Source organism: Pseudomonas sp. UBA6699, from assembly GCF_002454615.1.
Classification (GTDB): Bacteria; Pseudomonadota; Gammaproteobacteria; order Pseudomonadales; family Pseudomonadaceae; genus Aquipseudomonas; species Aquipseudomonas juntendi.
In genome coordinates this window covers 20,570-32,710 of sequence record NZ_DKJF01000094.1, presented here as the reverse complement: position 1 = coordinate 32,710, position 12,141 = coordinate 20,570, and the positions used below count along the sequence as shown (strand labels likewise).

General features: G+C 61.6%; 14 protein-coding genes and 1 pseudogene. 7 read left to right on the top strand and 8 right to left on the bottom strand.

Annotation, left to right across the window (positions count from 1 at the left end):
* Nucleotides 1-199 (top strand): hypothetical protein (locus tag B3361_RS17915; RefSeq protein WP_286920299.1); only part of this gene is annotated, 199 nt, incomplete at its 5' end.
* 41 nt (nt 200-240) lie between these two features.
* Here the strand turns inward: B3361_RS17915 and B3361_RS17910 are convergent.
* From B3361_RS17910 to B3361_RS17900, 3 genes and pseudogenes are all read right to left on the bottom strand, one after another.
* Nucleotides 241-516, bottom strand: coding sequence for a hypothetical protein (locus B3361_RS17910; RefSeq protein WP_054905579.1), 276 nt, complete (start codon nt 514-516; stop codon nt 241-243).
* A 190-nt stretch (nt 517-706) separates the two neighbouring features.
* Nucleotides 707-1,000, bottom strand: a complete 294-nt coding sequence (locus tag B3361_RS17905; RefSeq protein WP_009683681.1) for an addiction module antidote protein — start codon at nt 998-1,000, stop codon at nt 707-709.
* Nucleotides 981-1,294, bottom strand: a pseudogene (locus tag B3361_RS17900) (type II toxin-antitoxin system RelE/ParE family toxin). The gene B3361_RS17905 and the pseudogene B3361_RS17900 overlap by 20 nt, the downstream one beginning before the upstream one ends.
* Nucleotides 1,295-1,472: 178 nt before the next feature.
* Here B3361_RS17900 and B3361_RS17895 point away from each other — a divergent pair.
* The 3 genes from B3361_RS17895 to B3361_RS17885 all read left to right on the top strand — a co-directional run bounded on the left by B3361_RS17895 (nt 1,473) and on the right by B3361_RS17885 (nt 3,216).
* Nucleotides 1,473-1,868: a hypothetical protein gene (locus B3361_RS17895; protein WP_054905578.1), complete on the top strand. Its 396-nt coding sequence runs from the start codon at nt 1,473-1,475 to the stop codon at nt 1,866-1,868.
* Between the two features lie 106 nt (nt 1,869-1,974).
* Nucleotides 1,975-2,901 carry a DMT family transporter gene (locus B3361_RS17890; RefSeq protein WP_286920298.1) on the top strand — a complete coding sequence of 309 codons (927 nt, stop codon included), beginning with the start codon at nt 1,975-1,977 and terminating at the stop codon, nt 2,899-2,901.
* A 186-nt stretch (nt 2,902-3,087) separates the two neighbouring features.
* Entirely contained in the window at nt 3,088-3,216 is a 129-nt protein-coding gene (locus B3361_RS17885) for a PA1414 family protein (protein ID WP_009683677.1), read from the top strand.
* Nucleotides 3,217-3,345: 129 nt separating this feature from the next.
* Here B3361_RS17885 and B3361_RS17880 read toward each other — a convergent pair whose 3' ends face one another.
* Both B3361_RS17880 and speB read right to left on the bottom strand, forming a co-directional pair.
* Complete coding sequence (locus B3361_RS17880) at nt 3,346-4,725, bottom strand: sodium:solute symporter (RefSeq protein ID WP_054881881.1); 1,380 nt, start codon at nt 4,723-4,725, stop codon at nt 3,346-3,348.
* A 105-nt stretch (nt 4,726-4,830) separates the two neighbouring features.
* A complete protein-coding gene (gene speB / locus B3361_RS17875) occupies nt 4,831-5,781 on the bottom strand; it encodes an agmatinase (RefSeq protein WP_009683675.1) in 951 nt (316 codons plus the stop codon).
* Between the two features lie 223 nt (nt 5,782-6,004).
* Between speB and B3361_RS17870 the strand changes: the two genes are divergently transcribed.
* The 3 genes from B3361_RS17870 (at nt 6,005) to B3361_RS17860 (ending at nt 9,296) form a co-directional block, all read left to right on the top strand.
* On the top strand, nt 6,005-6,898 hold the full coding sequence (locus B3361_RS17870) for a LysR family transcriptional regulator (protein ID WP_054881883.1): 894 nt from the start codon (nt 6,005-6,007) through the stop codon (nt 6,896-6,898).
* Between the two features lie 138 nt (nt 6,899-7,036).
* Nucleotides 7,037-8,602 carry a methyl-accepting chemotaxis protein gene (locus B3361_RS17865; protein WP_054905576.1) on the top strand — a complete coding sequence of 522 codons (1,566 nt, stop codon included), beginning with the start codon at nt 7,037-7,039 and terminating at the stop codon, nt 8,600-8,602.
* A 94-nt stretch (nt 8,603-8,696) separates the two neighbouring features.
* Nucleotides 8,697-9,296, top strand: a complete 600-nt coding sequence (locus tag B3361_RS17860) for a tRNA-uridine aminocarboxypropyltransferase (protein WP_054905575.1) — start codon at nt 8,697-8,699, stop codon at nt 9,294-9,296.
* A 141-nt stretch (nt 9,297-9,437) separates the two neighbouring features.
* Here B3361_RS17860 and B3361_RS17855 read toward each other — a convergent pair whose 3' ends face one another.
* The 3 genes from B3361_RS17855 to B3361_RS17845 all read right to left on the bottom strand — a co-directional run bounded on the left by B3361_RS17855 (nt 9,438) and on the right by B3361_RS17845 (nt 12,067).
* Nucleotides 9,438-10,796, bottom strand: coding sequence for a TolC family outer membrane protein (locus tag B3361_RS17855; protein WP_009683671.1), 1,359 nt, complete (start codon nt 10,794-10,796; stop codon nt 9,438-9,440).
* A 310-nt stretch (nt 10,797-11,106) separates the two neighbouring features.
* Nucleotides 11,107-11,472, bottom strand: a complete 366-nt coding sequence (locus tag B3361_RS17850) for a YbaN family protein (protein ID WP_009683670.1) — start codon at nt 11,470-11,472, stop codon at nt 11,107-11,109.
* 7 nt (nt 11,473-11,479) lie between these two features.
* The gene (locus B3361_RS17845) at nt 11,480-12,067 is read right to left on the bottom strand and encodes a YecA family protein (RefSeq protein ID WP_009683669.1); all 588 of its coding nucleotides are present in this window, start codon (nt 12,065-12,067) and stop codon (nt 11,480-11,482) included.
* Between the last annotated feature and the right edge of the window lie 74 nt (nt 12,068-12,141).

The following is a 12,141-nucleotide window of genomic DNA, read 5'->3' as shown; positions in this document are numbered from 1 at the left end:
TACGTTTGTTTCGGGCCAATTATGCCTGTGGGATTTGCGCGCGAACCTTTTGGCGCATGCCTCAATGTCGCGCCGTATGAACCAGGCGGTCGCGCGCACCTGGCACAGGGGTTACTGGCCAGAAACAAACGTAGGAGCGAGCGCAGCTCGCGATGCGCCGCGCGGGCGGCGCTCGTTCTCACAGGCACTGAAGATGTAGCGGCTACCCTTGCCAACGATAGGGCCATTGGAAACACCCCATCACTCAGCCTTCTGCTGCGCTACCTTCAACTCCTTGATCCGCTGGTCAATCAGCTGACACTTGTCGGGCAAGTCTTGGCTCGCCGTCCTCAGGTCCATCCCCTGCAGCTCTTCATTGATTTCCTTCGCCTTTTGCGGGTTCTGCTCGGTCACTTGGGTGACCAGCCCGGCCAGCTCTTCACGTTTCTGCGTCGCTTCTTCCGGTGTGCAGGCCCAGGCGGGGCTGGCGCACAGCAAAGCGGTGGCGCAGCCCATAATGGATAGCAGCTGTTTCATCCTTCCTCCCTCCAGCAATGGTTATGCACGGTGGAAGCTTGTGGGGGCTGGGAAGTTCAGTGCTCACGATCAGTGGGTCTTTCATGATGGAAGCATTCTGTTTCTGAAATGCCGCCACCAACGGTGCTGCGCCTCTTCTGACAAATGTATCGAGGTCGGGTACTACCCAGATCACTGGAGAGGCAGTGGGTCAGCCTGCGATGTGAGGACGCGCTGTCATGTGTATACCCAATGCTTTCATCACGGTCAGGAACGATTTGAGGGTTGGGTTGCCATGCTCGCTGAACGACCGGTAAAGCTGTTCACGAGATAGCCCTGTGTCTTTTGCCAGCTCGCTCATGCCTTTGGCACGCGCTACTACGCCGACAGCTTTGGCGACATAGCTGGCATCCCCGGTCTCCAGGGCGTCAGTCATGAACACGGCGATTGCTTCAGGAGTGGTGAGGTATTCGGCGGGATCGAATTCAGAGAAGGTTTGTGTCATTTTGCATCCTCCACGAACGCAGAATATGGTGGGCTGCTTTGATGTCCCGTTGTTGGCTGCTTTTATCGCCGCCGCACAAAAGAATGACGAACGTCTGCCCGCCTGGTGGAAATATACGCGGTAGCCGGGCCCATAGTGGACCCTGAGTTCACTGACGCCGTGGCCAACCGGTGATACATCGCCAGGCAGGCCCTCCATCAATCGGTTGATCCGAGCACTGATTCGCGTTCTGGCGCTAACATCCCGGAGCCCGCTCACCCAATGTCTGAAACTGCTGGATTCGATTTCTTTCATCGAATGAATGTAGTTTATAAACTACAGACGACTCGCCAGCAAATGGTTTCTGCGTATTGCGCAATGGCTCGCTTCGCAACTGCCATTTGCATCCATTCTCATTTTTCTCGGAACACCGCGTCTCAGCCCCGAGTCCCAACCTGTGTAACCCTTTCGTCCACAGCAGGAGCCCGTAGCCATGAGCACCACCTACGACTGGGACCTGATCGAACGCTTGCTGCACGAGGTGCAGAACGGCGCCGGTCACAGCTTCACGCCACGCCCCTACGCCGAGCAGCACGCTGCCGCGCTGGCCGCCAAAGGTGAGCCGGTGTGTGACCTGGATCACTTGAAAACCCGTGCCTGTGAATATGAAAAGCTGTTGTTCGAGCGTGGCTATATCGAAAGCCGGCCTGAGGAAGACGGTGGCAACGGCGAGAACTTCGTGCTGACCGAGCGCGGCTCGCGGCTGATGAGCCTGATCGACAGCAGCATCCCTGGCTTCGAGCACCCGCGCCAGGTGTTGGACGAGCAGGTAGATGCGCTGGACGAGACCACCTTCGAACAGGTGTCGGCAAAAGCGCAAATCGCTTGAGGTCGTTTTGAGGCTGGCATGGGTGGTCATGAAAACCCGATAATCGGTAGCTTCTGAACGCTGCCGAGTTGCTGCCCATGCCTACGTTCACCTTAAAGGCCCGCCCATGAATGCGGCCCGCAAGAACCCAGACGCCTTTGCCTTCCAGGTTATGTTGGGCCTGTGCCTGATCTGGGGCTGCCAGCAGGTGCTGATCAAGACCGCCGCCGTGGACATCGCCCCGGTGATGCAGGCGGCATTGCGTAACGGTATCGCCGCGGTGTTGGTGGGCCTGATGCTGTGCTGGCGTGGCACCTGGGAGCAGGTCGGTAGCACCTGGCGCCCGGGTTTGGTCGCGGGTGCTTTGTTCGGTATCGAGTTCCTGTTCATTGCCGAGGGCCTGAAACTGACCTCGGCGGCGCACATGTCGGTGTTTCTTTATACGGCGCCAGTCTTCACCGCGTTGGGGTTGCACCTGCGCCTGGCCAGTGAACGCCTGCGCCTGTTGCAATGGCTTGGCATCCTGCTGGCCTTCGGCGGCATTGCCACGGCCTTTGCCGGAGGCATGTCGTTCGAGCACATGGATAGCCGCACCTTGCTGGGCGATTCGTTTGGCGTGATCGCCGGGCTGGCCTGGGGCGCCACCACGGTGGTGGTGCGCTGCTCACGCCTGTCGGAAGCGCCGGCGACCCTGACCTTGTTCTATCAACTGGCGGTGGGGTTTGCCGGGTTGTTGCTGATTGCCCTGCTCAGCGGGCAGATCGGCGAGGTGTCGCTCACGCCTTTGGCCATGGGTAGCGTGCTGTTCCAGGGGGTTGTAGTGTCGTTCGTCAGCTACCTGACCTGGTTCTGGCTACTGCGCAAATACCTGGCATCGAACCTGGCGGTGTTTTCCTTCATCACCCCTCTGTTCGGCGTAACCTTTGGGGTCTTGCTGCTGGACGAGCCGCTGACCGCGCATTTTGTGGGCGGTGCGGTGATGGTGCTGCTGGGGGTGATTCTGGTAAGTGCCGAACCTTGGGTTAAGCAGCAACTGCGCAAGTGGGTGGGGTAGTGGAACGCTTGCAACAAAGCGAAACGATTAACCAGTCGTCGGAATGCGCCGCTATGGCTTGATCCGCGTCAGAATGGCCCCTATCTGTAAGAGCAGAGGCATGCGTAATACAGGACATCGGGCTATGATCTGTATGAAACATTGCAGGATTGATTCGCCGTGAGGCTGACCCGTCAAGGGGGCATTATGAATAAACCACTGTCCAACTGGCTCCACGACCTGGCGGTCGCCTTGGGGCTGATTCCACCACCCTTGCAGCCGGTGCCGATCCCGACTGATGAAGAGCAGCGCAAGCGCCAACCGCGTCGTCGCTGATACAAGCAAAGGCCGCAGCACCTGGGTGGGGGCTGCGGCCTTTTTGTGTCTGGGCAATTGGCTTGCCTGCTCTGGGCCCATCGCTGGCCCTGGAGGCTCGCCAGCGATAGGGCCAGTACAGGCCGAAGGTCAGGCCAGCTTGACCGCTGCCACGGGTTTACGCGACAGCAGGCTCACCACCACAAAGCTCACCAGGCCAATCGCGAGGCTGTAGTAGATCGGCGTATTCGCCTCCAGCCCGTCCTTGAACATGAACAACAGGGCAGTCGCAAAGCCAAGCGACATGCTGGCGATGGCGCCGGCGGTGGTGGCGCGTTTCCAGAAAATGGCGCCAATCAGCGGAATCAGCATGCCGCCCACCAGCAGGTTGTAAGCCAGGGTCAGGGCGCTGATCACGTCGTTCACCATCAATGCGATACCCAGTACCACCAAACCGGTCAGCAAAGTGAACAGGCGGCTGATACCCAGGCTGGACGGCTTGCCGCCACGCAGCTTGGGCAGCAGGTCTTCGGTGATGGTGGTCGAGGCCGCCAGCAGGCCTGCGCTGGCGGTCGACATCATGGCCGCCAGCGCCGCTGCCATCAGCAGGCCGCGGATGCCATCAGGCAGCGTGGTCTTGATCATTTCGGCGAAGGCATTGTTCGGGTTGGCCAGGTCGGGCATCAATACATGAGCGGCCATGCCGATCACGGCACAGGCCAGGCCATACAGCACGCAATACACCCCGGCGGTGGTGCCGGCACGCTGGCAGACCTTTTCGTCACGGGCGGTGAACACCCGCTGCCAGATATCCTGGCCAATCAGGATGCCGAAGAAGTAGATCAGGAAGTAGGTGATGATGGTATCCCAGCCGATGGTGGTCAGCTGGAAGCTGGCCGCCGGCAACTTGGCCACCAGGGTGTCCCAGCCGCCGGCCTTGTACAGGCACACCGGCAACAGGATGAACATCAGGCCCACGGTCTTGATCACGAACTGCACGATATCGGTCAGGGTCAGCGACCACATGCCGCCAATGGTCGAGTACACCACCACCACACCCCCGCCCAGCAGCAGCGAGGCCCAGAAGGGCAGGTCCAGCAGCACTTGCAGCACGGTGGCCATGGCCAGGGTGGATGTCACGCCGATCATCAGCGCGTACGCCAGCATGATCACCGCGCTGGCCTGGCGTGCGGTCGGGTTGTAGCGCTGTTCCAGCACCTGGGTCACGGTGAAGATGCGCAGGCGTAGCAGCGGCTTGGCCAGAAACAAGTTGATGGCGATGATGCCCAGGCCCAGCGCGGCGCACAGCCAGAAGCCGGAAATGCCGTGAACGTACCCCAGGCGCACGGTACCCACGGTGGAGGCGCCACCCAGCACGGTTGTGGCCATGGTGCCCATGTACAACATCGGGCCCAGGTTGCGCCCGGCGACCAGGTAGTCTTCATGGGTTTTCGCGCGTCGCATGCCATACCAGCCAAGCCCGAGCATGCCTGCGGTGTAAAGCATTACAACTATGATGTCCAAGGCCATTGGGGGTCTCCCGATTATCTTTATTATGGCGAGATCGGCCACGCGGGCGTTCGCACGGCGCCCGGTGGTCTTCTGGTGTTGGCGGGCCTCGGTGGCCCGACCACATTAGCGGCGGACTACACCCGGCAGTACGCAGAGCATTTCGAACAGCAGGTTGGCGCCGAGCAACGAGGTATTGCCGGTGGTGTCATAAGGCGGGGAGACTTCGACAAGGTCACAACCGATCAGGTCCAGGCCATGGCAGCCGCGAATGATCTCCATTGCCTGGATGGTGGTCAAGCCGCCGATTTCCGGGGTGCCGGTACCGGGTGCCCAGGCCGGATCGATGCCGTCGATGTCGAACGACAGGTAAACCGGGCCGCCGCCGACTTTTTCCCGCACTTCGGCCATCAAGGGCTCCAGCGACTTGTGCCAGCACTCTTCGGCCTGAACCACGCGGAAGCCCTGGCGGCGGCTCCAGTTGAAGTCGTCGGCGGTATAACCCTGGGCGCGCAGGCCGATCTGCACCACGCGCTCGCAGTCGAGCAGGCCTTCTTCCACCGCCCGGCGGAAGGTGGTGCCGTGGGCGATCTTCTCGCCGAACATGTGGTCGTTGACGTCGGCGTGGGCGTCGATGTGCACCAGGCCGATCTTGCCGTGCTTCTTGTGCAGCGCCCGCAGGATCGGCAAGGTGATGGTGTGGTCACCGCCTAGGGTCAGGGGAATCACATTGTGCTCGACGACCTGGTCGTAGGCCTCTTCGATGATGCGCACGGCGTCCAGCAGGTTGAAGGTGTTGATGGCCACATCGCCTATGTCGGCGACCGACAGGGAGTCGAACGGGGCGGCGCCGGTGGCCATGTTGTACGGGCGGATCATCACCGATTCGGCGCGGATTTGCCGGGGGCCGAAGCGCGTGCCGGAGCGCAGCGAGGTGCCGATGTCCAGCGGCACACCAATGAAGGCTGCGTCCAGGCCTTCGGCGCTTTGCAGGTGGGGGAGGCGGAGCATGGTGGCGATGCCGCCGAAACGCGGCATTTCGTTGCCGCCCAGTGGTTGGTGAAGAGTCTTGTCCACGGTGGGCCTCATCAGTCGGTCGATTGTTCTGTTTGTTCGAACCTGTGCCGCTGCGCGCTTTCCAGTTCGTGTTTCGCCAGCGGGCAGGGACATTTCGGCCAGTCTGCGCAAGGTAGTGCCATGGAAGAATCGCTACCGACAAATACTTAGTTCAGGAATTTCTGAACTAAAGCCCGGCGCAGCGGTTAGACTGCGCGCAAACACCCTGTGGAACCGTTGCCCCATGGCCTCGACTTTGCCCGACCTGAAACTGCTGCGTATCTTCATCAGCGTGGTGCGCCACCAGGGTTTCGCCAACGCCCAGCGTGAGCTGAACCTGTCGACTTCGGCCATCAGCACCTACATGAGCCAGCTGGAGGGTGCCCTGGGTATCGTGCTTTGCCACCGTGGCCGGGGCGGTTTCAGCCTGACCAGCAAGGGTGAGCTGTTTCACCAGGAAACCCTGCGCCTGTTGGCCGAACTGGACGGGTTCGAGCAATACGCGGCGGCCCTGAAGGGCGAACTGCGCGGCACTCTCAACCTGGGGGTGATCGACTCCACGGTGGGTGATCGCGCCCTGCCGCTGGCTGAAGCCATTGGTGCCTACAGCCAGGAGCATCCGGCCGTGCACCTGCACTTGTCGGTGTCCAGCCCTTACGAGCTGCAGTTGGGGGTGCAGGACAACCGCCTGGACCTGGCAATTGGCGCGTTTTCTTCACGCATGAGTGGCCTGCTGTACCAGCCGCTGTACCGCGAGCAGCACTGGCTGTACTGCAGCAGCCGCCACCCGTTGTACAGCGAGCGGCGCATTCCCGAGCAGGTGGTGACCCAGCAGCGCATGGTCGGGCGCGGCTACTGGAGCCAGGCCGAGCTGGCCCGGCATGGTTTCAAGCACAGCGCGGCGACGGTTGAGAGCATGGAGGCGCAGTTGATCCTGATTCTGTCGGGCGCCTACATCGGCTACCTGCCCGAGCACTACGCCCAGGCCTGGGTCGACAAAGGCGACTTGCGCGTGTTGTCTCCGGCGACGTTCGGTTACCAGGCACCGTTCTCGTTGATCATCCGGCGTGGGCGCAGCCGCGAACCGCTGATCCAGACCTTCCGCGACCTGCTGAAAAGCCAGCTCAACGTAGGCTGATAAACAGAATGTTCATACATTCTGTCGGCAGGCCGCTAAATTCCTGCACACGTGTGCCGCTAACCTCATAGCGCTCTGCTACATATCAACTTGCGCTGATGATTTCCCTTCTTTTCATCCTGCAAGGATCGCCCGACGATGCGCATGAATTTGCCAGTCACTGAACACGAAAGAACATTCCCCAGTGAACAACGGCTGATTTCCACCACCGACTTGAACAGCCGCATCACGTATTGCAACGACGCCTTCGTGGCGATCAGCGGGTTCACCTACGACGAGCTGGTGGGCCAGCCGCACAACCTCGTGCGTCACCCAGACATGCCGCCGGCGGTGTTCGGCCATATGTGGGACACCATCAAGCAAGGCAAGCCGTGGATGGGCGTGGTCAAGAACCGGGCAAAAAACGGCGATTACTATTGGGTCAGTGCCTACGTGACGGCAGTCTACGAACAGGGCCGCATCAGCGGCTACGAGTCGGTGCGTTCGGTGCCGACCCGTGAGCAGATCCGCCGTGCCGAGGCGTTGTACGCACGCCTGCGTGCCGGCCGCCGGCCGGTATCGTGGGCGGCGCGCCTGGGCCATGGCCTGCGCCAGGGCTGGCCATGGCTCGGCGCCGGCCTGGTGTCGGCGGCGGGCTACCTGTGGTTGCCACCCTATGCCGCGCTAGGGGTGTTGATGGTTGTACTGCTGGTAGCTTGGTACCTGGTCGAGCACCGTCAGAACCAGGCCATCCGCCGCACGCTGGCCGAGCACCCCAAGGCGTTCACCAGCCCGCTGGTGGCGCTCACCTATAGCGACAACCCGGGGCTGCGGGGCCAGCTGGACCTTGCCATCATCAGTGAAGAAGCCCGCCTGCAGACCGCGCTCACGCGCCTGGTAGACGCCGGGGTCGGGGTAAAATCACGCGCTGCGCAATCTTCCGACCTGTCGGGCGCGCAGGCGCAGATGCTCGACCGCCAGCGCAGCGAGACCGATCAATCGGCCACCGCCATTGCGCAGATGGCGGCGACCATCCAGGAGGTTACGCATAACGTGCAGAGCACGGCGCATGCCGCAGGCGATGCCGACCAGCTGGCGCAGCAGGGCAGCGAGCTGGCGCTACGGAGCCTGGAGGCCATGGGCAGCATGAGCGATGCAGTCAATGACATTGGCCAGGCGGTGAACGCCCTGGCGGAACAGACCCAGTCGATCGGCAGCGTGGTGGATGTGATCACCTCGATCGCCGAACAAACCAACCTGCTGGCGCTCAACGCCGCCATTGAAGCGGCGCGGGCCGGCGAGCAGGGCCGCGGGTTTGCCGTGGTGGCCGATGAAGTACGCTCATTGGCCCAGCGTACCCGCACCTCCACCCAGGAAATCCACCAGATCATCGCCTCGTTGCGGGCCGGGGCAGAGCGCGCAGTGAGTACTGCCAGCCGTGGCGAGCAGATCTCGCGTGACAGCGTGCACAGTGTCGAGGCAGTGCAGGCGGCGTTGAGCGGCATAGCCCAGGCGGTGAGCCGCATCACCGGCATGAGCCAGCAGATGGCCACGGCATCGGAGCAGCAAAGCCACGTGGCTGAAGACATCAACCAGCAGATCGTGCGCATAGCCCAACTGTGCGATCAAAGCGCCGGGCAGGCGCGCCAAGGGGCAGAAATCAGCCAGGACCTCGAGCGCATGGCGGAGTACCTGCACAGCCTGGCAGAGCGCTTCAACCGTTGAGGTTGCCGTGGTCGCCTTGCGGCCAGGGCATAGGGCAAGGCCCGCCAGCCGGGCCAGGGTTCTGTGGCAAAATACCCCCGCCAAGGAGACCTTCATGCCCAGACCCCGTTGCGAGCGCTGCCAGCGCCCGCTTGATCATTGCCTTTGCTCGCTGATCCCTGCGCTAGGCAGCCGAACCCGTGTGATCTTGCTGCAGCACCCCAGTGAAAGCGCCCACGCCCTGAATACCGCACGGTTGGCTGCGCTTGGCCTGAGCAATGCCGAGCTGCGGGTGGGGGAGGTATTCGACAACCTGCCAGCGCTGCTGGCAACCCCTGGGTACCGCCCGGCGCTGTTGTTCCCGGGCGCTGAAGCGCAGCCCCTGGCTGCCTATGGCCCAGTGGACGAGCAACCCTTGCTGCTGATCGTGCCCGACGGCACCTGGCGCAAGGCGCGCAAGCTGCTGTACCTGAATCCGCTGCTGGAGACGTTGCCGAGGGTGACCTTGGGGCAGGTGGCCGCTTCACGCTATCGCTTGCGCAAGGCGCCGGAGGCGGGAGCGTTGTCGACCATTGAGGCCGTGGTGGGGGCGCTGAATGCACTGGAGCAACCGGCCTGCTTCGATGCGCTGCTGGCACCGTTCGAGGCCTTGATAGAGGGGCAGATCAGGGCCATGGGCGTGGAGACGTTCCAGCGTAACCATGGCACCGAGTGAGGGCAGGGGGCTGCTGCGCAGCCCATCGCGACACAAGGCCGCTCCTACAGGCCATCGCACCCGCCATTGGCATACACGATCTGTAGGAGCGGCCTTGTGTCGCGATGGGCCGCACAGCGGCCCCAGCAATCTCAAGCCCGATCAACGCATCTCGGGCAAGCGTGCCTCGGTACGGACTTCGGTCGCGGCCAGCGCCTCTGGCGGCAGCGAAATACGCTGCTTGCTGAGCAATTCACCCATGGTCGCCAGCACCCGGTAGCGCGAGTACTCTTCGGTGTAGCGCACTTCAGTGTAGCGACGGTCGGCGTTGTACAGTTCGTTTTCACTGTCGAGCACGTCCAGCAGGGTGCGTTGGCCCAGGCCGAACTGGTCCTGGTAGGCGGCGCGCACGCGCTTGGTGGTTTCGGCGTATTCACGCGCGGTCGGCAGCTGCTTGCTGGCGTTGTTCATGGCGTTCCACGCCAGGCTCAGGTTTTCGGTCAACTCGCGCAGGGCGTTGTTGCGGATGTCCAGGGCCTGGTTGATCTTGTGCGCGTCGGATTGCAGGCGAGCCTTGTCACTGCCGCCGCGGAACAGGTTGTAGTTCATCTCCACGCCGGCTTGCCAGTCGTTGTTGTTGTGGCCTTTCTCGCCGCCGGTGTTGTTGTTGGCACCGGTGGCCAGAATGGCGTCGAAGCGTGGGTAGAAGGTCGACTTGCCAACCTCGTACTGCTGCTCGGCCGCATTTACATCAGCCTGGGCCGACTTGATGTAGGGGTTGTTCTGGCGCATGCCATCACGGGCCTCTTCAAGCGTGGCAGGCACCTCGGCCTTGATGGTGGGCGGGCTTTCCAGCTCGTCTGGCATGCGCCCGATCACGCTGAAGAAGTTGGCCTCGGCGTCGGCCAGGTCCACTTCGGCGGTGTCCAGGTTATTTTCTGCCAGGGCGCGGCGGGCGCGGGACTGGTCAAGGTCGGCCGTGCTGCCAACGCCACGCTCGTTGCGCAGGCCGATCTGGTCGTTGACCCGCAGGTGGGCTTGCAGGTTGTTCCTGGCCAGGGCCACCAGTTCACGGCGCTTGAGTACCTCCAGGTACACCTCGATCGCACGCAGGGCGACATCCTGCGCAACCGCCTGGGTGTAGTAGGCACGCGAGGTGGAAACCGCTTCGGTCCGGCCCACTTCGTTCGCGGTGTTGAAGCCATCGAAGATCATCTGCCGCAGGCGCAGCTCGGACTGGGTGTAGTTCAGGGTTTCTTTGTTGTGGTTACCCGCGGCACGGGTTGTGGTGTTGTCCGAACGCTGGCGGCCGTAGCCGGCGACCAGGTCAACGGTAGGGAAGTAGCCACCACGCGCGAATTTCACGTCCTCATCGGCCGACAGCTTGCTGTTACGGTTGGAGCTGACCTGTGGGTGATAGTCCACGGCGCTTTGGACGGCTTCGGTGATCGACATCGCCTGCACGTTGGCACTCGCCAGGGCCAACAGTAATGCGGTGGTGATGGGGTTCAAAACGCGCATGGTACATCTCCCTGATCTTGAATTTGGTCCTGCTGCTCGCCAAAAAAATGACGATTATTTATCGCGTATAGTGTTGCAGGTTTTTAACATGACAGCTAAGTACATTCATCGCGATAGATAAGAAGATTTATTCATATCAAAATGACCATAAATACCTGAAATGTCTAACAGGGGCTTTTTTTGCAGCCCTCAGGTGGTGTGGCAAATATCGGTAAAGCCAATGCTCTCAAGGCCTTCAGGCGGTTCCAGAACGAATTTGGCTAAATACTGGGCGCGTTAGGCGAAAGTGATATTTGGCGACAAATTATTGTCACTTTGGCCTATGCAAGGTTTTTTGCTTGAGGATGTAAAGGCTTACCAGCACGGCGCTGGTCAACATGAAGGCGCGTGCCCAGAACAGCGGCACCAGGTAGCAGGACAGCCCGATGCTGGCCCACATCAGGCCAATGGCATAGACCTTGCCTTTGAGGGGGATGCCTTCACCACTGAGGTAGTCGCGAATCCATGGCCCCAGTTTGGGGTGGTGGACCAGCCAGTGGTGAAAGCGTGGCGAGCTGCGAGCGAAGCAGGCGGCCGCCAACAGAAGAAACGGGGTGGTAGGCAATACCGGCAGGAATATCCCCAACACCCCCAGTGCGACGCTGAGCCAGCCGATGGCCAGCAGCAGGTAGCGCACAGCTGGCTTAGTGGTGGCGTGGCTTGAGCAGCGCCGGCTTTTCGTCAGGTGCGTGCAGCAGCAGGAACAGTGCCGTCAGCGCTTCGGGAATTTGCACGATCATGTCGTCCTGCAGGTTGGCGTTGCTGGCGATGTCGGCGAACTCCGGCTGCTCGTCGAACAGGCCCGAACCCACCATGATTGGCAGCAACATTTCGCTGACTTCCTCTTCTGCGTTCTCGAACCAGGCCTCTTCGCGCAGGAACACGCCTTCCATGAAACCGATGCACCAGCCGCGCAGGTCGGAATCGTCCGGCTCGTCAGTCAGGTCGAGGTCGCAGGGCAGTTCGAATTCATCGTCGCTGGCCAGCTGACGGGCAATGTGGGCCTTGAGTGCCACCAGGGTCGCCTCGATTTCGGTGCGCTGGGCTTCGCTGCTGTAGTGCGGCTCTTCGGCGAACAGGGCGTCGATCCACTCGCGCTCGGGCACGTCTTCGGCGTTGATCGACAGCGCGGTGAGGTAGCCGTGGGCGGCGACATAGTCCAGCGCTTCTTCGTGCAGCTCGTCGGCGTCGAGGAAGGCTTGCAGGCGGGTCAGTTGCTCGGCGAAGGACATTACAGGGCTACCTTGGGGAATAAACGATAACGAATTCTAGCACCTTGCGGCGGCAGCGGGGCAAAGGAACGTCT